Annotated in this window: 31 protein-coding genes and 1 tRNA gene; 6 read left to right on the forward strand and 26 right to left on the reverse strand. The window is 55.6% G+C overall.

The features are described from left to right. Window positions 1–73: 73 nt before the first annotated feature. Complete coding sequence (gene dnaG / locus PUP35_RS18715) at window positions 74–1,819, forward strand: DNA primase (protein ID WP_003862574.1); 1,746 nt, start codon at window positions 74–76, stop codon at window positions 1,817–1,819. Between the two features lie 165 nt (window positions 1,820–1,984). Next, window positions 1,985–3,832 (forward strand): RNA polymerase sigma factor RpoD, encoded by a 1,848-nt coding sequence (gene rpoD, locus PUP35_RS18720; protein WP_023309228.1) that lies wholly within the window; start codon window positions 1,985–1,987, stop codon window positions 3,830–3,832. 101 nt (window positions 3,833–3,933) lie between these two features. Here the strand turns inward: rpoD and mug are convergent, their stop codons facing one another. Then, window positions 3,934–4,440, reverse strand: a complete 507-nt coding sequence (gene mug, locus PUP35_RS18725; RefSeq protein WP_006812011.1) for a G/U mismatch-specific DNA glycosylase — start codon at window positions 4,438–4,440, stop codon at window positions 3,934–3,936. A 124-nt stretch (window positions 4,441–4,564) separates the two neighbouring features. Here mug and PUP35_RS18730 point away from each other — a divergent pair. Further along, window positions 4,565–4,640: transfer RNA gene (locus PUP35_RS18730), tRNA-Ile, on the forward strand. A gap of 70 nt (window positions 4,641–4,710) precedes the next feature. On the opposite strand, the gene PUP35_RS18735 is transcribed toward PUP35_RS18730, so the two are convergent. The 9 genes from PUP35_RS18735 to PUP35_RS18775 form a co-directional block, all read right to left on the reverse strand. Beyond that, window positions 4,711–4,911, reverse strand: coding sequence for an ogr/Delta-like zinc finger family protein (locus tag PUP35_RS18735; protein WP_029741756.1), 201 nt, complete (start codon window positions 4,909–4,911; stop codon window positions 4,711–4,713). A 67-nt stretch (window positions 4,912–4,978) separates the two neighbouring features. Then, window positions 4,979–6,133: a phage late control D family protein gene (locus PUP35_RS18740; protein ID WP_274240916.1), complete on the reverse strand. Its 1,155-nt coding sequence runs from the start codon at window positions 6,131–6,133 to the stop codon at window positions 4,979–4,981. After that, window positions 6,130–6,594 carry a phage tail protein gene (locus PUP35_RS18745; RefSeq protein ID WP_126303110.1) on the reverse strand — a complete coding sequence of 155 codons (465 nt, stop codon included), beginning with the start codon at window positions 6,592–6,594 and terminating at the stop codon, window positions 6,130–6,132. Before PUP35_RS18745 ends, PUP35_RS18740 begins: the two co-directional genes overlap by 4 nt. Window positions 6,595–6,605: 11 nt before the next feature. After that, window positions 6,606–8,885: a phage tail tape measure protein gene (locus PUP35_RS18750; RefSeq protein WP_274240917.1), complete on the reverse strand. Its 2,280-nt coding sequence runs from the start codon at window positions 8,883–8,885 to the stop codon at window positions 6,606–6,608. Continuing rightward, a complete protein-coding gene (locus PUP35_RS18755) occupies window positions 8,878–8,997 on the reverse strand; it encodes a GpE family phage tail protein (protein WP_023616176.1) in 120 nt (39 codons plus the stop codon). Before PUP35_RS18755 ends, PUP35_RS18750 begins: the two co-directional genes overlap by 8 nt. 32 nt (window positions 8,998–9,029) lie before the next feature. After that, window positions 9,030–9,338, reverse strand: a complete 309-nt coding sequence (locus PUP35_RS18760) for a phage tail assembly protein (RefSeq protein WP_033146681.1) — start codon at window positions 9,336–9,338, stop codon at window positions 9,030–9,032. Window positions 9,339–9,394: 56 nt separating this feature from the next. Beyond that, window positions 9,395–9,913: a phage major tail tube protein gene (locus PUP35_RS18765; protein WP_248170523.1), complete on the reverse strand. Its 519-nt coding sequence runs from the start codon at window positions 9,911–9,913 to the stop codon at window positions 9,395–9,397. 11 nt (window positions 9,914–9,924) lie between these two features. Beyond that, window positions 9,925–11,112, reverse strand: coding sequence for a phage tail sheath protein (locus PUP35_RS18770; RefSeq protein WP_274240918.1), 1,188 nt, complete (start codon window positions 11,110–11,112; stop codon window positions 9,925–9,927). A gap of 58 nt (window positions 11,113–11,170) precedes the next feature. After that, the gene (locus PUP35_RS18775) at window positions 11,171–11,764 is read right to left on the reverse strand and encodes a recombinase family protein (protein ID WP_271369578.1); all 594 of its coding nucleotides are present in this window, start codon (window positions 11,762–11,764) and stop codon (window positions 11,171–11,173) included. 155 nt (window positions 11,765–11,919) lie between these two features. Between PUP35_RS18775 and PUP35_RS18780 the strand changes: the two genes are divergently transcribed. From PUP35_RS18780 to PUP35_RS18790, 3 genes are read left to right on the forward strand one after another with little or no spacing between them, the layout of a single operon-like run. Continuing rightward, window positions 11,920–12,177: a hypothetical protein gene (locus PUP35_RS18780; protein ID WP_274240919.1), complete on the forward strand. Its 258-nt coding sequence runs from the start codon at window positions 11,920–11,922 to the stop codon at window positions 12,175–12,177. Beyond that, window positions 12,164–12,358 (forward strand): hypothetical protein, encoded by a 195-nt coding sequence (locus PUP35_RS18785; RefSeq protein ID WP_274240920.1) that lies wholly within the window; start codon window positions 12,164–12,166, stop codon window positions 12,356–12,358. Before PUP35_RS18780 ends, PUP35_RS18785 begins: the two co-directional genes overlap by 14 nt. A 37-nt stretch (window positions 12,359–12,395) precedes the next feature. Then, window positions 12,396–12,443: a hypothetical protein gene (locus PUP35_RS18790; RefSeq protein WP_274243310.1), complete on the forward strand. Its 48-nt coding sequence runs from the start codon at window positions 12,396–12,398 to the stop codon at window positions 12,441–12,443. Window position 12,444: 1 nt separating this feature from the next. Here the strand turns inward: PUP35_RS18790 and PUP35_RS18795 are convergent, their stop codons facing one another. The 16 genes from PUP35_RS18795 to PUP35_RS18870 form a co-directional block, all read right to left on the reverse strand. Next, window positions 12,445–13,044, reverse strand: coding sequence for a tail fiber assembly protein (locus PUP35_RS18795; protein WP_274240921.1), 600 nt, complete (start codon window positions 13,042–13,044; stop codon window positions 12,445–12,447). Continuing rightward, on the reverse strand, window positions 13,044–14,093 hold the full coding sequence (locus PUP35_RS18800; RefSeq protein WP_274240922.1) for a phage tail protein: 1,050 nt from the start codon (window positions 14,091–14,093) through the stop codon (window positions 13,044–13,046). Before PUP35_RS18800 ends, PUP35_RS18795 begins: the two co-directional genes overlap by 1 nt. Further along, complete coding sequence (locus tag PUP35_RS18805) at window positions 14,090–14,698, reverse strand: phage tail protein I (protein WP_111964904.1); 609 nt, start codon at window positions 14,696–14,698, stop codon at window positions 14,090–14,092. The genes PUP35_RS18800 and PUP35_RS18805 overlap by 4 nt, the downstream gene beginning before the upstream one ends. Next, complete coding sequence (locus PUP35_RS18810; protein WP_274240923.1) at window positions 14,691–15,599, reverse strand: baseplate assembly protein; 909 nt, start codon at window positions 15,597–15,599, stop codon at window positions 14,691–14,693. The genes PUP35_RS18805 and PUP35_RS18810 overlap by 8 nt, the downstream gene beginning before the upstream one ends. 5 nt (window positions 15,600–15,604) lie before the next feature. Next, complete coding sequence (locus PUP35_RS18815) at window positions 15,605–15,955, reverse strand: GPW/gp25 family protein (protein ID WP_023616182.1); 351 nt, start codon at window positions 15,953–15,955, stop codon at window positions 15,605–15,607. Continuing rightward, window positions 15,952–16,593, reverse strand: coding sequence for a phage baseplate assembly protein V (locus PUP35_RS18820; RefSeq protein WP_111964906.1), 642 nt, complete (start codon window positions 16,591–16,593; stop codon window positions 15,952–15,954). Before PUP35_RS18820 ends, PUP35_RS18815 begins: the two co-directional genes overlap by 4 nt. 112 nt (window positions 16,594–16,705) lie before the next feature. Continuing rightward, the gene (locus PUP35_RS18825) at window positions 16,706–17,173 is read right to left on the reverse strand and encodes a phage tail protein (protein WP_271369514.1); all 468 of its coding nucleotides are present in this window, start codon (window positions 17,171–17,173) and stop codon (window positions 16,706–16,708) included. Next, entirely contained in the window at window positions 17,136–17,426 is a 291-nt protein-coding gene (gene lysC / locus PUP35_RS18830; RefSeq protein ID WP_023616185.1) for an Rz1-like lysis system protein LysC, read from the reverse strand. The genes PUP35_RS18825 and lysC overlap by 38 nt, the downstream gene beginning before the upstream one ends. Beyond that, a complete protein-coding gene (lysB, locus tag PUP35_RS18835) occupies window positions 17,323–17,694 on the reverse strand; it encodes an Rz-like lysis system protein LysB (protein WP_274240924.1) in 372 nt (123 codons plus the stop codon). The genes lysC and lysB overlap by 104 nt, the downstream gene beginning before the upstream one ends. Further along, window positions 17,691–18,200 carry a lysozyme gene (locus PUP35_RS18840; RefSeq protein WP_274240925.1) on the reverse strand — a complete coding sequence of 170 codons (510 nt, stop codon included), beginning with the start codon at window positions 18,198–18,200 and terminating at the stop codon, window positions 17,691–17,693. Before PUP35_RS18840 ends, lysB begins: the two co-directional genes overlap by 4 nt. Next, window positions 18,184–18,405: an HP1 family phage holin gene (locus tag PUP35_RS18845; protein WP_023616187.1), complete on the reverse strand. Its 222-nt coding sequence runs from the start codon at window positions 18,403–18,405 to the stop codon at window positions 18,184–18,186. Before PUP35_RS18845 ends, PUP35_RS18840 begins: the two co-directional genes overlap by 17 nt. Continuing rightward, on the reverse strand, window positions 18,396–18,599 hold the full coding sequence (locus tag PUP35_RS18850) for a tail protein X (protein WP_274240926.1): 204 nt from the start codon (window positions 18,597–18,599) through the stop codon (window positions 18,396–18,398). Before PUP35_RS18850 ends, PUP35_RS18845 begins: the two co-directional genes overlap by 10 nt. Window positions 18,600–18,777: 178 nt before the next feature. Further along, window positions 18,778–19,218, reverse strand: a complete 441-nt coding sequence (locus PUP35_RS18855; RefSeq protein ID WP_274240927.1) for a DinI-like family protein — start codon at window positions 19,216–19,218, stop codon at window positions 18,778–18,780. Between the two features lie 109 nt (window positions 19,219–19,327). Further along, on the reverse strand, window positions 19,328–21,517 hold the full coding sequence (locus PUP35_RS18860; protein WP_274240928.1) for a replication endonuclease: 2,190 nt from the start codon (window positions 21,515–21,517) through the stop codon (window positions 19,328–19,330). Window position 21,518: 1 nt separating this feature from the next. Further along, the gene (locus PUP35_RS18865; protein ID WP_048028939.1) at window positions 21,519–21,740 is read right to left on the reverse strand and encodes a TraR/DksA family transcriptional regulator; all 222 of its coding nucleotides are present in this window, start codon (window positions 21,738–21,740) and stop codon (window positions 21,519–21,521) included. Then, window positions 21,740–21,967 carry a DUF2732 family protein gene (locus tag PUP35_RS18870; protein WP_271369508.1) on the reverse strand — a complete coding sequence of 76 codons (228 nt, stop codon included), beginning with the start codon at window positions 21,965–21,967 and terminating at the stop codon, window positions 21,740–21,742. The genes PUP35_RS18865 and PUP35_RS18870 overlap by 1 nt, the downstream gene beginning before the upstream one ends. Between the last annotated feature and the right edge of the window lie 11 nt (window positions 21,968–21,978).

The raw sequence follows: 21,978 nt of genomic DNA on the forward strand, positions 1-21,978 counted from the left end.
GTCGTAAGGCCGTGCTTCCGGAAGGAATGCGCGGCTTGTTTTCGTTTATAAGTCGCTTAAATTTTTGGGGCATATGGCCGGAAGAATCCCACGCGTTTTCATCAATGACCTGCTTGCCAGAACCGACATCGTCGATCTCATCGACGCGCGGGTAAAGCTGAAAAAACAGGGCAAGAACTACCATGCGTGCTGTCCGTTCCATAACGAAAAAACCCCCTCCTTCACCGTAAACGGTGAAAAGCAGTTTTACCATTGCTTCGGCTGTGGTGCTCACGGTAATGCCGTTGATTTTTTAATGAACTACGACAAGCTCGAGTTCGTTGAAACCGTCGAAGAGCTGGCGGCGATGCATAACCTTGAAGTGCCGTATGAAGCAGGCAGTGGGCCAAGTCAGATCGAGCGCCATCAACGACAAACGCTGTATCAACTGATGGATGGCCTGAATTCGTTTTACCAACAGTCTCTTAAGCACTCTGCGGCTGAGCCTGCGCGCCAGTATCTGAACAAGCGCGGACTGAGCGACGATGTCATTGCGCGTTTCGCTATTGGTTACGCCCCGCCCGGCTGGGACAACGTGTTAAAGCGTTTTGGCGGCAATAGCGAAGATCGTAAATCTCTCATCGATGCAGGCATGCTGGTCACCAACGACCAGGGACGAAGCTACGACCGCTTCCGCGAACGGGTGATGTTTCCGATCCGCGACAAGCGAGGCCGGGTAATTGGTTTTGGTGGTCGCGTGCTGGGTGATGCCCTGCCGAAATACCTTAACTCCCCGGAAACCGATATTTTCCATAAGGGCCGCCAGCTTTACGGTCTTTATGAGGCGCAGCAGGATAACGCGGAACCTCCGCGTCTTCTGGTCGTCGAAGGCTATATGGACGTCGTTGCGCTGGCGCAGTACGACATTAACTACGCGGTTGCGTCGTTAGGTACGTCCACCACCGCCGATCATATTCAACTGCTGTTCAGGGTGACCAATAACGTCATCTGCTGTTACGACGGTGACCGTGCAGGACGCGACGCCGCCTGGCGTGCGCTGGAAACCGCGCTACCCTATATGACCGACGGGCGTCAGCTACGCTTTATGTTCCTGCCCGACGGTGAAGACCCGGATACGCTGGTGCGTAAAGAGGGCAAAGCGGCGTTTGAAGCGCGGATGGAGCAGGCTCAGCCGCTCTCCACGTTTTTGTTTAACAGCCTGATGCCGCAGGTCGATTTGAGTACCCCTGACGGGCGCGCGCAGCTCAGCACGCTGGCGCTGCCGTTAATCAGTCAGGTGCCCGGCGAAACGCTGCGCATCTACCTGCGTCAGGAGTTAGGCAACAAGCTCGGCATTCTGGATGACAGCCAGCTTGAACGTTTAATGCCTAAACAGGCTGAAAACGGCACGGTTCGCCCCGCGCCTCAGCTAAAACGCACAACCATGCGTATACTGATAGGGTTACTGGTCCAAAACCCCGAGCTTGCGCCGCAGGTGCCGTCGCTGGCGGGTTTGAACCACGAAAAATTGCCCGGACTTGGCTTATTTTCAGAACTGGTCAACACGTGTTTGTCACAGCCAGGTCTGACCACCGGACAACTTTTAGAGCATTATCGCGGCACAAAAGAGGCCGCTACCCTTGAAAAATTGTCGATGTGGGACGATATAGCAGATAAGGACATTGCAGAAAAAACGTTCACCGACTCACTCAACCATATGTTTGATTCGATGCTTGAGCTGCGCCAGGAAGAGTTGATAGCTCGCGAGCGCACACACGGTTTGAGCAGCGAAGAACGCCGGGAGCTCTGGATGATTAACCAGGAACTGGCGAAGAAATAAGTCAAAAACAAAAGTATTTAACGGCTTAAGTGCCGAATATCGATCGGGAAGCCCCCGGCAGCCGCACTGAGAGGCAGCGGCAAAAATATAAGTACGCCCTCGCTTTAAAGGTTGGCAGCCCCATCGCCGACACCAATCAAACGAATTAAGTGTGGATACCGTCTTATGGAGCAAAACCCGCAGTCACAGCTGAAACTTCTTGTCCAACGTGGTAAGGAGCAAGGCTATCTGACCTATGCCGAGGTCAATGACCATCTGCCGGAAGATATCGTCGATTCAGATCAAATCGAAGACATCATCCAAATGATCAATGACATGGGCATTCAGGTGATGGAAGAAGCACCGGATGCCGATGATCTGTTGCTGGCTGAAACCTCCAACAACACTGACGAAGATGCGGAAGAAGCTGCTGCACAGGTACTGTCCAGCGTGGAATCTGAAATCGGGCGTACCACCGACCCGGTCCGCATGTACATGCGTGAAATGGGTACCGTTGAACTGTTGACCCGCGAAGGCGAAATTGACATCGCAAAACGCATCGAAGACGGGATCAACCAGGTTCAGTGCTCTGTCGCCGAGTACCCGGAAGCGATCACCTATCTGCTGGAGCAGTACGATCGCGTTGAAGCGGAAGAAGCGCGCCTGTCTGACCTGATCACCGGTTTTGTCGACCCGAACGCTGAAGAAGATATGGCGCCTACCGCCACTCACGTCGGCTCTGAACTGTCTCAGGAAGAGATGGATGATGACGAAGACGAAGATGAGGAAGAGAGCGACGACGACACCGCGGACGATGACAACAGCATCGACCCGGAGCTGGCGCGTGAGAAGTTTGCCGAGCTGCGTACCCAGTACGAAGTGACGCGTGACACCATCAAAGCGAAAGGCCGCAGCCACGCTGCCGCTCAGGAAGAGATCCTGAAGCTGTCTGAAGTATTCAAACAGTTCCGCCTGGTGCCAAAACAGTTCGACTACCTGGTAAACAGCATGCGCGTGATGATGGATCGCGTACGCACCCAGGAACGCATCATCATGAAACTGTGCGTTGAGCAGTGCAAAATGCCGAAGAAGAACTTCATCACCCTCTTCACCGGTAACGAAACCAGCGAAACCTGGTTCAACGCGGCTATCGCGATGAACAAGCCGTGGTCTGAAAAACTGCACGACGTGAAGGACGATGTGCATCGCGGCCTGCAGAAACTGCATCAGATTGAAGAAGAGACCGGCCTGACCATCGAGCAAGTAAAAGACATCAACCGTCGTATGTCCATCGGTGAAGCGAAAGCTCGCCGTGCGAAGAAAGAGATGGTTGAAGCGAACTTGCGTCTGGTTATCTCTATCGCCAAGAAATACACCAACCGTGGCCTGCAGTTCCTGGATCTGATTCAGGAAGGCAACATCGGTCTGATGAAAGCGGTTGATAAGTTTGAATACCGTCGTGGTTACAAGTTCTCCACCTATGCAACCTGGTGGATCCGTCAGGCGATCACCCGCTCTATCGCGGATCAGGCGCGCACCATTCGTATTCCGGTGCATATGATTGAGACCATCAACAAGCTCAACCGTATTTCCCGCCAGATGCTGCAGGAGATGGGCCGCGAGCCGACGCCGGAAGAGCTGGCCGAGCGCATGCTGATGCCGGAAGACAAGATCCGTAAAGTGCTGAAGATCGCCAAAGAGCCAATCTCCATGGAAACACCAATCGGTGATGATGAAGATTCGCATCTGGGTGATTTCATCGAGGATACCACCCTCGAGCTGCCGCTGGACTCTGCCACCACCGAGAGCCTGCGTGCTGCGACACACGACGTTCTGGCTGGCCTGACCGCTCGTGAAGCGAAGGTCCTGCGTATGCGTTTCGGTATCGATATGAACACCGACCACACGCTGGAAGAAGTGGGTAAACAGTTCGACGTTACCCGCGAACGTATCCGTCAGATCGAAGCGAAGGCGCTGCGTAAGCTGCGTCATCCAAGCCGCTCTGAAGTGCTGCGTAGCTTCCTGGACGACTAATCCGTCCTGACCGTGAAAAAGCTCCCTTCGGGGAGCTTTTTTTGTTTATTCCCTCTCCCTGTGGAAGAAAGTCAGGGGTGAGAGCATCAGGCAGCAGGGGATTAAAGCCCCCGCACCATCAGCGCCTCATCAAGCTCCCTGTAGGCCTCCACCAGCTTATCCAGCGTCGCCCTGTTGAGCCCGCTCGGATTCGGCAGCACCCAGACCTGCGTCACACCGATAGTAATGTTCTGCTTACCCCACTTAGCGCCACGCTGGCTGAAAGCCTGCTCGTAGGCCTGCTTGCCGAGGATCGCCAGCGCGGCCGGCTGATAGTCTTCTATTTTCTTCACCAGCTCACGCCCGCCGCTTCGCAGCTCATGGAGGTTGACCTCACTTGCCTGTACAGTCGGGCGTTCGACCAGCATGGTAATTCCGCAGCGCGTATCCAGCAGGTGCTGTTCCTCTTCGGGCTTGAGTAACCTGTCGGTAAACCCGGCCTGGTAAATCACCTTCCAGAAGCGATTCCCCGGATGGGCGAAGTGAAAACCGGTGTGCGCCGAGGACTTGCCCGGGTTAATTCCGCAGAACACCACCCGCAGGCCAGGGGCCAGAATATCGTTGATCATCTTTACTCCCGCTGATACATCGTTATGGAAGTATAAAGGATTGATTATGCGTTGTTTATAAAAACAGCAGGCAGGTGCGAATGGCTGGATTGCTGCGGGGAGTTACTTTATAATTCACCGCCACGGCCCCTTAGCTCAGTGGTTAGAGCAGGCGACTCATAATCGCTTGGTCGCTGGTTCAAGTCCAGCAGGGGCCACCAAATTTTAGTTTTAGAATCATATGATTAAGCCACTCGACTGAGTGGCTTTTTTATTGGTTTTTTTGAGCAGCTAACCGTGGTTCAGCGAAGCCGTTCGGACACGCTCAGAGGCGCCCGGGGTTGCGATCAGGCGCTCCACGGACTCCATCGTCACGAACGTACAGCTGCAGTCCACATTGGTGCACTGGTGATAGCGCTCTTTGGTATTTTCACTTAGATAGCGACTGGTACGCGCATGCGCAGAGTGCTTGCACTTAGGACAATGAAACATGTACCCCTCCACTTAATTCACATTTTGTGAATTAATAATACCTAAAATAAAACCAATAGCAACTACATTACTCACTATCAACAGTAAATTTTTCGTCGCTGACGTTCAGCTCAAGCTTAAGCTGCGTGGTAAATCCGCTATCGTTGAGGGTATGCACCACCTCGCTGATGATCCACGCCTGCTCGTCAATGACGCGTTTAAAACCGTTTACCAGCACCGGCGTTTCGGGGAACAGATCGGCGCGTCCCAGGGCAAGCTGGATGGAAAACTCTACGGTTCCCCGCTGAAGCGCGCGCCACTTAGCCTCTGCGGCCCTGAGCGCCTGCTCTTCAGAGGCATAAACCGTGGTGAGCTCAAATACGTTTTCCGCCGATCCCACCAGCCTCTCTTGCGGTTTCTGCTCCTTGCCTTCTGTTCGCGCTACCGGTGCGGCGGCATTCGGGTGCTGCAGTGCTTCTGTCGCCTGCCCTCCAGGTTGACGAGAGATACTCAATTGAGGATTTTGCTGTTTGGGGTCGCGCGTTTGCAGCCATTTGGCCGTTACGCCGGAATAATTTTCACGGTCAGCTATGGAAAAAAGGTGCTTATCTCCATCCCCACGTTCAATCATCATTAAGGAAAGCGGAGTGCCGCTGGCCGTCACGGCCTGGCCCGCTTTCATAAAGATAATCTTCCCGGCTTTGATTGAAACAAATGCTCCATTACGTTCAGCAAGGCGGGAGAGGAACGCCGCGTCTGTCTCCTGAGACTGGTCAATATGAGAGATGGCGATGGATGCAAGCCCCGACGCGACGCTGGCGGTCAACTGGTTACGCTGAGCGATGGTATCGACTATCGCGCCAATCGTCGTGTCATGCCACGACTGTTCGCGCCGCACGTTTAGCTTTCCACGAAAATCTGCGCTGAATCCCCGGATGGTCAGCGTGTCCGGCGCGCCCCGGAAATGAATCGCATCAATCGTAAAGTCCCCTTTCTCCTCGAGCGGGGTTCCCTCCCATCCCAGCCATAAGGACAGCCTTGCCCCCCGGGCAGGCAAGTCCAGCAGCCCGTCGGAATCATCCAGCACAATATCCAGCTGATCGGCTTCCAGCCCCCGTTTGTCGGTCATGGTCAGGCTGATAAGACGATGGCTGAAATTTTGCGTGATATCACGATCGTCAAGCTTAAGCATAAAATCAGGGGCGATTTTTCCACCCGCCCGGATATTCATTTCGGCGATCATCCCACCAGCCCTCCAATGCTATTCCGTGCGCTTTCCACCAGCTCTGAGGTCTGCGTTCGCAGGTCGCCAAACGTCGTCATCAGCGATTCGTCCACGCGTTTTAGCGACAGGGTAAACTCAATTTTTCGGGCGGTACCGTCACTGTAAAAATCCGAATGCGTGTGGGTGACTTTCTCAATGACAAACATGCCGTGAATGATGCCGGTACCGTCTATCAACGGCCATGCCCGCCCCTCATTTGCCATCAGCTCAACCGCCTTGAGCGAAAGCCGCCCTCCCGTGAGTTCCGGGTAAAGTAAGCCAGAGAGGCTAAAGGATGTCTCACCTTCGCCAAGGTACTGCCAGGCTTTGGGTTTCCCGATGCGAGCGCTGGATGCCCAGCGGTAGTCTTTTGTGAATATCATTGACTGATACGGTAAGGTTCGTCGTTCAAAGACAAACAGACCCAGCACCATTAACATTTTCTCTCTCCTCAACTATACATAAAGCTGGATTGCTGCCGTCTCGCTTTATCCTGTTCAATATTATCTATCGTCTCCCGGATTTGACGCGTCAGATCCGTTCCGGAGGCCGTGCCCCCCTGAAGCGTGATGTTATATTCGCTTTTACTCTGATCGACGTAAGAGCGTCCTCCAGTAGCGATGGTCGGCTGATACCCCAGGCTGCCGCCAGAGATCCCCGCGCCCGGAATATAAGCGCTGCCCGCCGGTGAGGATGCCGCTTCTGCTTTTGCCGCAGCGGCGTCGAGATCGCCCGACTCGTTTTTGATAATACCGAGCTTCTCCAGCAGCCAGCTGGCCTTGCCGCTCAGGCTATTAAAGAGATCAAGCGGGGCCATTAACGCATCGCCCAGCGCCTGACCAAAAATCACGCCAGCGTTTTTACAGCCATCCAGCGTTTCCTGCGTCGCCTTGATCGGCGTAATCAAGTCGGTGAACCATTGCCAGATACCGCCCAGCTTCTCCGAGATAGCGTCAAATACCGCCATCACCGGTGAGAACAGCGCACCCAGCGGTGCGAAAGCCGTCGAAAGCCCTTCCATCACCCCACCAAAGAAGGCGCTGATGGGCTCCCAGTATTTAAAAATCAGTAAGGCACCGGCAGCAATCGCCGCGCCAAGGGCAATCACCGGCCAGCTAAGGGCACCCAGCACCGTCATGATGGCGCCGCCCACCACGCTGAATATCGTTCCCAACATCCCGGCCGCGGTAATAACCATATTGACGCCCGTCAGAACCGGGCCGATAACCGTGCCTACGCCGCCCAGTACACCAGCAAACGCCTGCGCGCCGACAACGATGCTGGCGAGGGTCTGCGTCAGCTCAGGGTTGGCATTCACCCAAAGGGAGGCCGTGCCAAGCCAGCCGGTTGCGGTTGTTATCAGGTTGCGCAGAGCGCCATCCGCTTTATCAAATACATCAATCTTCAACCCGTTCCACGCGGCCTGGAATCGGTTGATATCGCCGTCAAGATTATCGGTCTGCACGGACGCCGCAATCGCGGTACTGCCTTTTGCTCCCTGCAACTGCTGGCGTTTTTCATCAAGCGATCCATCACCCGCAGCGGAAGCCAGCGCCCCCGCGGCTTTTATGGCATCCGGAGTCTGAACATGGCGCAACATCGCGCTGAGCGCGTCCCCCGCGGCAGCGCCTTTCATTCCTTTTTCTGCCAGAACGCCAAGCAGCGCGGTGGTCTCTTCAAGCCCCATACCGGCGGCACCCGCAGCGGGCGCAGCGGAGGTGACGGCCGCCACCATCTCAGCGAGGCTGGTATTCGAAGAGGTAAAACCGCGCGTAAGCACATCTGCGATGCGTCCCGCATCCATATCGCCCAGGCTATACGCGGCCTGCGTGCTGGCGATCATATCGGCGGCTTTAGCCGCGTCGACACTCCCCGCCAGGCTGAGGTTGACCGTTGGCGCGGTGGCCGCAAGCAGCCCATCGGCGTCATAGCCTGAACGAGTCAGTTCGGTTTGTGCCCGGAGGACCGTATCTGCAGGTACTCCGGTCCTGGCACTAACCTCCCGCGCCTGCTGGCGAATCGCCTCAAGCCGGGAATCCCCCTTCGCCAGGCCAAGGTTTGCCTGGATGGCCGACATCTGCTTTTCAAAGCTGATGCCAGGGGCGATAAACCGGGACGTCTGGTCAAAGCCCGCTTTTGCGATGCCCACGCCCGTATTCGCAAGCTGACGCACCCGCGCGGTAACGCGTTTGCCTGACTCGTACCGATTCTGAACGGTACTCAGCCGCTCCTGCTGCTGATTGACGCGGGCCAGCGCATCCCGCTGTCGGTTAAGCTGCTGCGTTTTTTCGCTGATGTGAATTTTTAAACGACGTTCATCCGACGAGAGCGTGCGCGTGTTGACTCCCGCCTGAGCGAGTTCAGCGCGCTGACGCTGTAACGAGTAGCGTAAGCTGTTGTACTCAAGCTTAAGGTCGGCCGCAGATTTTCGGGCTGCAGTCAGCGCATCAGCCTGCGCCTGGCTGGGGTTTTGCGTGTTTTTAAACTGCACCGCCAGCGCCGCGGCCTGCTGTTTCGCCTGAGCAAGCGACTGCTCCGTCGTGGCGAGCCGGGCATTTGCTTTTCTGAAGCCGTTAATGCGCCCCGCCTGCTCATCGAGCGCCCCCAGCGCCGTCTGCGCATCGCGGATATCGCTCGCGAGAGTGAGGCTGGCGTTCTGGAGAGCGTTAAGCGGTCGGGTTGCCCGGTCAACTGCCTTAAGCAGCTCCTGAAGACTGACATTATTACTCATGGTGGTTTCCGCTTCGCTGCAGCGCTTTTTCGCGCCATAAGAGGAGTTCGGTCACGCTCAGGGAGTACAGTTCTGACGGCGGCCAGTGAAAGATCACCGCGATATCCGCCATCAGATCGTCGACCGATAGATTTTCGGGAAATTTCAGCGAGCCGAAGCCGGTGACAAAAAACCGATCACCTTACCTGCAAAAGAGAGCAGATCGCAGGCATCCAGGCGCGCAACCTCATGCTCGGTCAGCGCCGGCGAGGTCATTCGCGGCAGCACCTTAATCAGCGCATCCACGTCAGATTGCGCCAGCGACGCCAGCGATACGCCGCGCAGGGTCCCCGCATTGGGTTTTGCGACGGTCACCTTTTCGATTTTTTGCTCGCCGCGCTGAACGGGGCTATCAAGCGTGACGATATGTGGGTTTTCACTTTCGTTCATGGCGGTCTCGTTGATATGTTCCATTTCGTTACTCTTCAGAAAGTTAACTCACCGGCCGGTAATCCCGGCCGGTTAAAGGGTTACAGGCCGATGGCCTTACGGTGTTCTGCCAGGCGATCGACGCCGTCGACTTTGAGCACCATGTTGATGATGTCGATTTCGATGATCTCTTTGCCATCAATGGTCAGCTGGTAATAAGCGCATTCGGTGGACATCTTGGTGGTGCCGCTCTCGCCCTGCTTGTTTTCACCGCCATCAAACTCTTTATGACGGCCGCGCATGACGATTTCGACGGCGGAGATTTCGCCGGTGTCATCGCGCTGATAAGAGCCGGTAAAGCGCAGCGGCACGCTGTCCGCGCCCGGAGAGGCGTACTGCGCCCACAGCGCGGCGTCCGGCAGACCGCCAACGGTCCACTCCAGCGCCAGAGCATCATCGTCCAGGCCGAGGTCCACAGAGACCGAGCCCGGCATACCGCCGCCGCGATACTTCTCCAGCTTGCGGGTAAGCTTCGGTAAGGTCACAGACTCAACAACGCCCATATAGCTCAGGCCATCGTTGAAAATATTCAGATACTTAAGTTTGCGTGGTAACGCCATACATCGGCTCCTTAGCTGTTAACCGAATCTGACAGGTCTGCCAGATAGGTATCGGTGATGCGCTGGCGCAGGGTCAGATTTTCCAGCGGCGGGACAGGGGTGTAGTCGTAATCGATATACAGTTTCCCCGCTTTCAGGGTGGTTGCATCATTCGACTCAGGGTCATACCAGCAGGAGCCGTCGACGATATAGCCGTTTGTTTTCAGCTCGCGGAACTTGGCATTAATACCGGAAACGATGTCGCGGATAAGCGTTGGCGTGATAGGTTTATCCATCGCCCACGCATGCGCTTCCGCCATGGTATCGGCCAGCACCTGCGCGGTACGGGTGTAGTTTTCAAAGACGAATAACGGATCGTCAGAGCAGGTACGGTTACCCCAGAATTTGAAGCCGTCGTTGCGAATCAGCGTGGTGACGCCCGCCTGGTTAAGCAGGTTCGCATCGGTAGCCTGCTCTTGCAGATCCCAGGACACTGAGGCGCTTACGCCCGTGACGCCGTTGACACCAACGTTTGACAGGGTTTTATGCCAGCCCATGGTCTGGTCAATTTTGGCGCGCAGGCCAAGCGCGCGGGCGGTCGCCCAGGCCGTCGTCGTTGCGTTCGTGGTGGTATCCCATGCCAGAAAATCAGGATGGATAACCATCAGCTCGCGCTGGCTGAAGTTTTTGCGGTAGTCGATCGCCTCAGAAATGGTTTTACATCCCCATGCGCTGACATAGCCGAACGCGCGCAGGCTCTGGCACATCGCGGCCAGTGCGGTCGCCACTTCCTGAGAATCCAGCCCCGGGACGCCGAGAATACGTGGCTTAACGCCGGTCACTGTTTTCGCGGTCAGAAGCGCCTTCAGACCGGTATATTTACCGTTTTCATCAGTGGTACCGATGATGTTGGAAATGGTCTGCTTGCGCGCCTCTTCCGGGGTTTCTGCGGTGCCTTCAGCCACACGAACAACAACGACAACCGGTTTACACTGGTCGGCGATCGCCTGCAGAGAAGCGGACAGCGTCCCCGCCTTGCCGGCTTTCGCAATCGCATTTTGCACGTTGGTAATGAGCACTGGCTCGTTTAAAGGAAATGTCTTGTCGTCAGCATCGCTGGCCGTACAGACCATACCGATGATTGCCGTCGAGACGGTGGAAATGGTGCGGGTGCCATCGTTGATTTCGATAACTTCCACGCCGTGGTGAAAATCACTCATCCGTTTAACTCCTTGGTTGGTTGGTGAGTGATATTGTCGCGGTTGGAGTTGTTATGGGCTAACTGTCACCGTCCAGCGGTGACTGGCACAACGATTGTCCGACTATCGTGGCGGGGAATTTTTTATAAAGCGTGGAAACACCCACATCAAAAATTAACGCAACGCGCTGCCGGGATTCTCCGGCAGCAATCAGTCTTCCAGCCTGAGCCCATTCCTCCTGCGTCAATTTAGGGCGTCTGCCACCAATTCGTCCCTGTTCTCGCGCTGCGGCCAGCCCGGCGCACGTCCTCTCGACAATGAGTTCGCGCTCCATTTCAGCAAGCGCCCCCATGATATGGAAGAAGAAACGACCCATTGGCGTTGAGGTATCAATGCTATCAGTCAAACTGCGGAAATTAATGCTTCGCTGGCGTAGTTCCTCGGTCATTGAAACAAGGTGGCGCATACTGCGCCCGAGCCGATCGAGTTTCCATACAACGAGAGTATCGCCCGCATTCAGCTGTCTGAGGGCACGATTGAGCCCTGGTCTGTTTGTCGATTTACCGCTGATTTTATCTTCAAAAATGAGCTCACATCCTGAACGCTGCAGCGCGTCACGCTGTAAGGCGGTGTTTTGTTCATTTGTTGACACGCGTATGTATCCAATAAGCATGGTCTTTCTCTCCGTCAAAACCGGAAATCATGCCATTTAATGGATAAACACGCATTTTCGAAAACCTTGGTTTGGGAGGAGCTAAATACGTAACCAGTCGAGGAAGTAACGCAAATGGAGCTTGGGTAATATGGTCGGATGGAGCCATTGAGGTTATGGGGTACGGTGTAATCCTTGATAACGGCCTGGCAACGGTTAATTACCCAATTGCGCTACCAGGTATAAGCCGCTATATCAGCATTGCCGAACGTCTTTCTGCTGATCCCGGCACTACGCCCAACTATGCTCATTCATCAATGATCATTGATGCTTTAACAACAAATGCCGGTTTCAAAGCTCGTTGCACAATGGCCGCAACGGGTGCCCCATCAAATAATGGTTTTTCGTGGAGAGTTTACTATGCGCCTATTTAATCCGAGCACAATGACGGAGGTCATTCATGGTTTCCACGATACTGTTGGTGCTATAGAGCTCCCTGAGGATAACTGGTTTTTCACGATGCGGGAAATACCAGAGGGAATGCGGCTTGACGTCAATGAAAAAGGTGAACCAACTCTTATGGAAATTAAATTTGATGTATCAGGCAACGAATAAATGAATACGTTTCCTGGCTGAATGCAGAAAATATCAGGTGCTGCTGATGATTATTGATACATCAAAAGCACCCGATATTGAATGACCTATACCTCGGGTTTCGGTGGAAGGTTAAGATTCGGAGCGGTATCGGTATCAACCTTAGTTAACTTATAACGATACCGCTGCCATTCAGTCAGACGTGGGATATCTGCATCATCAATGTAGCCTCCAGCCTGAGCATCTACCAATGGTGCGATAATTGCAGATGCTTCCGCTAGCAATGCAGTTTTCTGCTGTTCAGCCTTTACCACATCCGCAGAGTGTTTCGCTTTTGCGTCGGTTATCCACTCGCTGCCATTCCACTTATCATATGGCGTTCCAGGGGCTTGTGTAGTCGTATCTTTCGGATAATCACCCGGTAGGGAAATCGTGACTTTCTCACCTGACTTTGTGCTATATACAGTTTTACCGCGATGATCGGCGAGGTACTCCCATGCGCTTAAGTCAGAGGTGCGACAAATGGTAAAACCTTCTTTAGATTCTTCAGGCGCATCAATACATGATAAGGCTGGAATGCCTACACCTTCCGCTAAATATTCAACGGATGAAGAAAGATATTCACCCGTCTCCCCATCATAATTAAACACAGTAATCTCACCGGCCATAATGGCGATATTTTCACTGTTTAATTTTGCCATCACCATTATGCGGCCCTCACGATGTAGTTAAATGCGATGTTACGCGGGCGAGCGCCAAATGATGACCTTTGCCCTGTAATTGAGGAAATCATTCCAGCGGTACTAATATGTGACCATGATGGGCTATTGTCGACAACGCTATCGAAATCACTCACTGCAATATAAGCAGTTCCATCAGAATAACCGCCAACAAACATCCCAATCCCAGAACCAAACTGAGCTGACAGCAAACCCCTCCCGCTATCTATTCCTCTGCCATCATCCCAGCCACGGATAAACTCAGCGCGAAGGTCTGGCAGTTTGAGGGCAGGATAAGCAAGCGCAAGCTTCGGATATTGGGAAGCCGTGAACGCAGCTCCATTGCACTTAAGCCACCCCGTCGGTGGAGTTGCTGACGGCCACGGAACGGGGACGCCAACCGGCAAAGCGGAACCTTCTCCCAAACCAAGGTTTTTGAGAACCTCAGCACTCAACCCCGCATCGGCAATTTCTTTTAACGCATTGGCAATTAAGGGATACTGTTTATGAGGATTATCAGCAGCAATATGCTTTTTCATCTGATCGTCAGCGTAGCCCTTAACCTCAATAACTTTATTGTCAACATACTGGCGCGTTGCCAGCACAACTGATGGATCAATTTTCAGGGAAATTGACGATGTGCTCGACACAATCAGAATCATGCGAATGGTCTGCGTGCGGCCACTTCCTTCCTGCAGCTGAGGCTTGTATGTTTCCGGGCAGTTAGCTACGGCGATCAGAATGCCATCGTCGTCATAGAGACCGATCTCTCGGATCCAGAAACCGCCCTCGTTCTCGGGAATTATCTGTTCAGCGATGATCTGGCTGGTATTATTTGGGTCAACAGCGAGCAGGTTCAGCGGCGCTATGCGTTTTTGGTTGACGAGCTTCGTCTGCGCCGGATCGGGGGTTGGCAACGTTCCGTTGGCGTCGCCTACCGCCATTTGCGTCAGGTTGAGTTGCGTACCAAGTGCCGTCGCGTTAGCTAGCCGCGCCGCGCCCTGATTCGTCAGTATGGCAAAATATTTTGCGGTCATGCGTTCACTCTCAGGTTATCAATCAAATGGATGGCCGAGGCCGGGTAATAATCACCACCGACAATAAGTTCCTCAGTGGTGTAGGGGTAAACAGCCAGCGCATCGCCGTGATAGCATCCTGCGCCAACATAAAACTCTCCCGTCGAGCTCAGGCTGATAGCCAGCCCGGTCATATGTCTACTTGCCGGTTTGGCATCTTCAATGAGCCGTTCAAGCTCCTGATACATTTCGTCAGTGATGCCGTTATCAAGCACACCGACAACCAGACGGAATGTGCCAGGCTCCTCACCGAGCTGCCACCACTCGCGCACCTCAATCAAAAAGCCAAGCGGTTCCACCACGCGACGCAATGCGCTGATGGTTCCTTTGTGCTGATGGACGAAAAATGAGGACATAATGACGCTGCGTTTGGTGCTCTCCGGCCACGCCTCATCCCAACGGTCTACCGACAGCGCCCATGCCAGGTAGGGAAGTAAATTCACCGGGCACGCGCTGGGGTTCCATAACGTGCGTAGCGGTACCGGCACACGCTCAATATTCGAGAGCGCAGCGGCAGCAGCGATTTCCAGCGGTGAGGACCCAACGGGTAATAACCTTTCACTCATCCGAACCCCCGATCGCTATCTGATACGAGGTACAGTTCGATGCCTGCGACTTACTCAGTACAATGTCAGAGTGGGGAGACTCCAGTTCAACGCGCTGCACACCTTCAACGTGAAGTGCTGCATAGATGGCCGACAGACGGATATCGCGTCCAAGGCGATGCTGCGCGCTGATATAATTTTGCAGCTTCTGCTCTGCTGCCTGCCTGATAGGTTCAGACTCTGGTCCGGGATAAACGTAGAGCGTTGCGTTTATCTTGTAAGGCACGATTTCTGCTGACTGAACAGTCACACGATCGCCGACCGGGCGGACGGTTTCAGCGTTAAGCGCTTTTTCAACAACCGCCAGTAGTTCAGGACGAGCGGTACCATCACCCTCACGGGATAACACCGAAATCGTCACATACGCAGGCTGAGGGCTTTCAACCGAAACGTCAGCGACCCGTCCGTCGGCGCTTCGACCATGATATTCATAGGCTCCAACCGGCCCCGCGACGCTCACCCCTTCAAATGCCTGCTGCGCACGCAGTCGCAGGTCAGCATCAGACTCCATGACGGCAGCCGTTGGCGGAATGGTAGTGTCATCGCCCGGGGTGATGGTCAGGCGTTCGGTATTATTGTTTCCCGCAATAACGTCCAGATCGTGACCGGAAGAATAGGCCAGCGTCACGGCCAGCGCAGCCTCATTAACGCGCTGGCGCCAGATAACTTCCCGGTAGGCGTTCTCCTGCAGAAGCTTCACAATCGGCTCGGATTCCAGCGTCAGCGTCCGTGCGATCGCCTCTCGCTCCTCTTCCGGATAGAGGGAGACAAAGGTGGCCTTTCGTTCTGCCAACAGCGTTTCATAATCCACCTCCTCCACGACATCAGGCGCGGCGAGCTGGCTCAGATCAACAATAGCCATAGCGTTTAACTCAGTGAAATGGTGATAGAAAAGGATTGTCCGGAGGTCGGACGCGTGCCGGTGATATCGACATACAACGTCCCGTCGTTCTCCGAACGTTCGAAAGTGATGGCCGTCAGGCTTATCCGCGGCTCCCATTTCTGGATGGCGGAATAACAGGCGGCCATGATCTGCAGGCGCAGCGCCGGGCTCTGCGGCCTGTCTATCATCGCCGCCAGCAGCGAGCCGTAATCCCGGCGCATGACCCGCGAGCCAATCGGCGTAACCAGAATGTCGCGCACGCTCTGCCGGATGTGGTCAGCCTCTGAAAGGCTTAGCCCGGTCTGCCTGTTCATTCCCCTGTAACGCACCGTCATTGTGTCCCCTTAGTCCAGCTTCCGCCGCTTTGCACGCTGCCGTGCGCGTGGTTGTCCACCTGCACTCCGTTGGAGGTCAATTTACCGCCGGAGTGCTCAATATTTCCGCTCATCACCCCGCCCTTCTGCACTTCCAGCGAGGCGGTAATTAACTTGTTGGTACACACCACTTCAGGCGTATCCAGCGTGATGCGGGACGTTGAAATCACCCGCACCTCCGGCACGGTGGCAGTCAGCGATTCAGAAGCGGAAATGTCGGCCGTTTTAATACCTGACACCGTCAGCGCCCCGCGTCCGGGTTCGTACTCGATCACCGCGCCGTCAGGAAACGAGACGTGGAACGCGTCAGGCGACCCGGACGGCGCCGGATGGTCGTCAGAGAAAATGCCGGGCAGCACAAAGGCAGTATCCAGCTCACCGCCGATGGCCAGCAGCAGCACCTGCTCTCCCTCGGAAGGGGCCCACCACACGCGCGAACGTCCCGCACGGCAGGTTAGCCAGTTCAGCCAGGTGGTTTTCATCCCGCCGGTCTGGACACGGCAAAGCCCTCTGTTGAGGTCAACGTCGGTCACAACACCGATACGAATCAGATTGCGGATCGCGCGAGCGATACCGTGCATGGAAGTTAATGTATTCATGAGAAGAGAATGCCGTTCAGGAGGAACGGCAGCAACGAGACGGGGTTTTCTGCGGGATGATACAACAAGCGGTCCAGACGGCAGGCGGCTGGCGGCCTTCAGCGTGGGGAGCTTAGTCCTCCCACTGGCTGACCAGCTCACCGTTGATGTACAACGCCTTCGGACGCGTGACGCGCTCCGGCAGCGGCGGCTCCGGGGAATAGGTCGCGTGCAGAACGCCCTGTTCCTCGGAAACAAGAATGCGCTCGGTTAATTGCATGCTGATGCTGATATCCATCGTAGCGTCATCGTTTAAGACGATCGCGAAGGTATATCCGTTTTTGCGTCCGTCATCGAGGGTAAAAATGTCCGGCTGGTTTTCCCGCAGCCAGGCCAGCACCGGGACAAAAAAGCCCTCGCTGTCGCCGGTGAAACCGTTGACCTTCGCGTTCAGCGCATACCGTTTTTCAAAGGAGAGCGAGGAGGCCTGGCGGGCGTCTATATTGCCGCTGCCGACCGACATTTGCAGGCGCTCCGGGTTGGCATTCAGTTGGGGGATCGCGTCAATTAATGCCTGACGCAGGCTCTTGAGTTTGTGCATCGAGTTTATCCTGACAGTCTTTAATGGTTTCAACCTGCAGCGCGCAGGCGATAAGGGCGTACTCAAGCCTGCGAATATCGGCGCTGAGATCGCCGTTAGTGGCGGGTTCGCTTCCCGGCATCGGGCAGCGGCTCACCTTCGGGCAGGCGTTATAAACAATGGGCTGCGGAGGCGCAGGCGGTGCGGGTGTGCAACCTGCGGACAGCATCAGGCAGCTGAGCGGTATACCAGCGGCGTAACGCTTCATTTTCATTGAGTAATCTCCCGATAGTCGCTTCCCGTCTTGCCCTCTCCTCGCCAGCAGTAACAAGCTCCTCACGGAGCCTGACCTGGGCGTTTTCATTTGCTCTGGCCATCCGCTGTGCCAGGAAAAGCTGTTGATTAAGCTCGGCGAGAGCGTTTTTTTGCTCGCTGGCAACCCGGTTCGCGGTGGCTAAGGAACGGGAAAGGTTCAGGTTGTCATGACGAAGCCACAGCGTGATGGCCAGCAGCCCGGCCAGCGCCAGCATGAGCGTTCTCATGGCAGCCCGTTCATGCACCAGGCCATCTCGCGGACACGGCGGTTTTCCAGACCGGTATTTTTGACGCCGTTGACGTACACCCAGCGGGTAAGCTGTTCGCACGCCTGCGACCACTGTTTACGCTTAATAAAAGACACCAGAGCCGAACGGCAGGCGGCGCCTGCGCCAACATTAAAGGTAAAACTCACCAGCGCGTCGTAGACCCGCGGCGGCATCTCCACCGGCGCGCACGTCGCCAGCCGTCGCTCAACGTTGAGTACATCAGCAACCAGATTTACAGCGGCCTCACGCTCGGTAATGTCCCGCGTCGGCACAACGTTTGCCGTGTGGCCAATGCCTGACGTCCAGACCCCAGCGCTGCACCGGTAGGGCGAGAGGCGACAACCTTCGAGATCGGCAATCAGCGCCAGCCCCTCAGGGGACGTTTTCAGTAATCGAAAATCGGGCATCAGCACCGCCAGGGCCAGCACGCCGGCGACGCTGCAACGCTTAATGATTGAGTTCACGAATGCTCTTCTTATCGAGGCCCAGCGACTGGAGATAGCGCCAGGTTTTTCGCTTAAACCAGTAGTTCGTCAGCGCGGTAAAAATGGCGCAAACACTCCCCACGTACAGCGCGACCTTTTCAGGAGACATCGCCCCGAACCAGGCCAGCGCCACGGCCAGCCAGTAGGCGATAAACGTGGTGATTTTCTCCAGGCTCAGTCCCATAGATTTACGGATTCTTTGGTGGGGGCGCTATTTACCTCCGGCATCTCTACCGGCTTACCGTGAGGCAAGATAACGCCTGACTCCGCGAGGCCAGGATTGGCCTTCAGAACGGCTTCTACGACGCCAGCCGTGCGCCCATAATAGCGGGCACAAACGGCATCAAGCGTGTCCCCCTGCATTGCATAGATCTTCATCAGACGCTCCTAACATCCGGTTACCAGGTACCGTAGAGTTTCCCGGGCTGGCGGCCTTTTCGCTATCGCTGATGGATGGACAATCACGGACACAACAGACCGTCCACAAGCAGCGAAGCGTGGGTCAACGAAAGCGTAAAATCTGAATGAGGGCGTGCGTTCGGGTAATGACGCTGGGCTAGCGCCAGCTCTCGTCTTCCCAGACTTCCCGGAGAATATTATTCAGCATCTCACGATCGGCTTCTCCTTCAAGCCCCTGGAGCTCTACTCCCGTCATCGATCCTATTTTCACGGTCACTCGCGATGACGGGAACAGGGACCTTATTCGGCGGGTCAGTTCGTTCTGGAAGGCCTCGACGACGCCATGGCCAATCTGCTGGTCTTTATCGAGCGTAATGTTCACCCGAACGTTACCCTCTTTTTTGATTCGTTCCGGAACAGGCGATGCTGAGAAAACAACGGTAAATGCGTTGTTTTTGATTAAATTTCCCCGCGCAATCTCAGCAATCAAATTCAGGGCAATCTCACGATCTCTTTCCTGACATGTTCCTTCTGTCGTCAGTCGAGCAATCATCTCGACACGTTCAATCATGACCTGCTCGTTCAACTCTCTGTCCACACAACCTCCACCACGAGATACTGTACAAACATACAGTAGCACGTATTCATAAAAAGAGTGAAGCGAAAAATCAGAACTACTCACGGTATGTGCATGATATCGATGGAGATTAGCGTGCTCTCAGAGCGAACAGATCTGATAAATGCCCAATACGTTCAAGGATTTTCCGCGCCTTGTGCTGATAAGAACGCGCTGCCGGAAAGAGCGTTCCGTCAGCTGCGCCTCTGCACCATTTGTCGTTAAAGCGGCTAACGCCGCCCGCCATAAGATGCAGGGCCTCTGCGCGGCTGATGGCGATTCCGGTGGCGAGCCAAACCTCATCAATCACTTTCTCCGGGACCCCGTTCTGCAGATCCCGCTCGTAGACAAAGGGCGCCGCTGCGCTGGGTCGTATGTGCCTGATGCGCTCGGTTAATGCCCGTCTCGCACGCCGGTTAAGGGGTTGAGAGAGATCGCTCAGCGTACAGTTATTGACAGAACTCCGAGAAGGCGCTGTTACATTCTCAGGCTCCTGGGCCCGCTTCGGCACAATTTTCCACTGCGTCAGGCGGGTTAAAACCGGGCTGCCCGCGCCGAAGGCGGAATCGTACACGCCGCGGATGCGGACCGTTTCTTCGCCGTACTGGTTAAACCCGGTACCCGGCTCATACAGCGTGCGCACCTGTAAATCATCGCGACGCACAAACGGACCGCCCTGTGCAGTGACGTAACCCGCCCAGTCACCGGCGTCGGCAGCCTCATGGACTGCAGCAAACTCGACGCTCAGACCGCGCGCGGCCTCAGCGTCTGCCAGTCGGCGCAGCTCGCGGTAGACCGTTACCGGCGCGCCGCCGATGAACTGAAACTGGCGAATGTGCCAGCGCCCCGCCCAGGCCGATACGGAGGACGCCGTCTCCTTCAGCAGCCCGCCGCTTTCGTTATCGGTCTCACCATCGAGCGCATAGCCGTCGATATTCTTTGAGATGTATTTGGCGATATAGCCGGTAGCGCTGCCTTTCTGCGGATCGATCGCGTCCGCGTGAAAGCGCGCCTGTCTGGCGCTTTCGCTCTGCAGCTCAGCGGCATCCTCCTGCCGCGCGTAGTCCCCGATAATCCGGCGAACACATTCGACATCTTCCGGCAGCATAAACATCAGCATGTGCCAGTGGGGCGTACCGTCATGATGGGGTTCCGCAACGCGGATACCGAAAATACGGATCCCATCACGGTGGAGCTTTGCGCGGATGCGCGCCCACAGCCGGGTGAGGTAGCCTTGCGTCTCCGCCGGACTGGCCCCGTTCCACTTCGCGTTGGGGTAACCTGATTTCAGCGTCGCGTGATACTGCGCGGGCGCGGTTAAGGTATAGAACTCGCCCACATAGCCCAGCGCCTCACAGATATTTTCAAACCCGCGAATGCGGGTCATCAGTTCACAACGGCGTATCGCCGGGTTGGCCACCGAGCTATCGAATTTTTCAATCAGGCTGATGCGGTTGCCCTCTTCATCTTCCAGCTCCACGCCCTTGAGAAATTCGCGGGTGCGGCGCTTCTGTTCGCGCCACTCGGTCACGCAGCGTTTGCTCGCATACGCCGTTCTCTTTTTGCTGACGTTGCCAAGGGCAATCTGCAAATGCTCGCGCCAGGCAGCCGCGATCCGACGTAAACGCCCGCGCCACCACGCCTCGGAAAACATGCGGATCACCGCCGCGGCAACGTCATCTTTGTTGAAAAACGTCTTCGACACCCGCTCCCAGTGCGGTGGCGACACGTTGAACTGTCGGGCGATTAGTCCGGCGCGCTGATACCAGACGTACAGCGTCTGGTATTCGCCCATTTCAGCATCGTTAATATTCGCCAGCTCGCCGCGAATAAAGCTGGCGACATCTGCGGCCAGCAGGTCGATGTCCGCGCGGGACATATCCGGAATGCGGTTATAGCGGGCAACCAGTTCAACCATCCGCGAGGCGAGGTATTGCAAAAGCTGAGTGTCGAAATGGCCGTCGAACACGGCCCTGGAGACTTCCTCGTGCAGTCCTGTGCAGGCATAGCGATCGGAGACCCGCCGCAGGCGAGGTAACATCCTTTTGCAGAAGCGGATCAAAAAGGCGTTAGCCTGGGGATTGCCCCGATGCTGTTCGAGGGCGTCAACGGCGCGCCAGACCTCAAAACGCACGCAGTCAGGCTGCTGTGAGAGAACCATTCTTGCCTGCTGCAGCGCCGCGAAGAAGCGATCGCGACGCTGCTGCTGGGCATGGGTAAGATAAGGGCTGGCAATGGCCGACCGCGGTGCATTCCACGGATAAGCGAATGACGTAGCCAACTCACCCTCCCCGGACGTGTTTATTTTTCATCTCCGCGATCTCCTGACAGGTGACGCACAGGGCCACGCCGGGCACCGCCATACGGCGCGCCTGTGGTATTGGAGCCTCGCACTCCTCGCAGAAGAAACGCGAAGGCGATGCGGGTCGTCTGCGGGCGCTATTAATGTGGCGCTCTCTGTCTTCCTGCTCGCGCGCCTGGGCAAGATCGATAAAATCGGCCATCAGTGCAGCTCCTGGGATTCACGCTCGTAGCGAGCCGCCTCGTGGCACAGCAGTTCGGCAACGTCTTCTCCGCTCATGCCGGTTTTGTAGATCTGGCTTGCCAGCGCTTCCAGACGCAGGGAGACCGCAAGGGCGCGCGCGCATCGTTCCTCTGTTTTTGCCTCTGCCAGCAGGCGTTTCAGTTCTTCACTTCCGATTGGATAAGGGCGGTTTTCACTGTGTCGCATCACGCGTTCTC

It is taken from the genome of Enterobacter sp. S-33, assembly GCF_028735835.1.
Lineage (GTDB): Bacteria > Pseudomonadota > Gammaproteobacteria > Enterobacterales > Enterobacteriaceae > Enterobacter > Enterobacter vonholyi.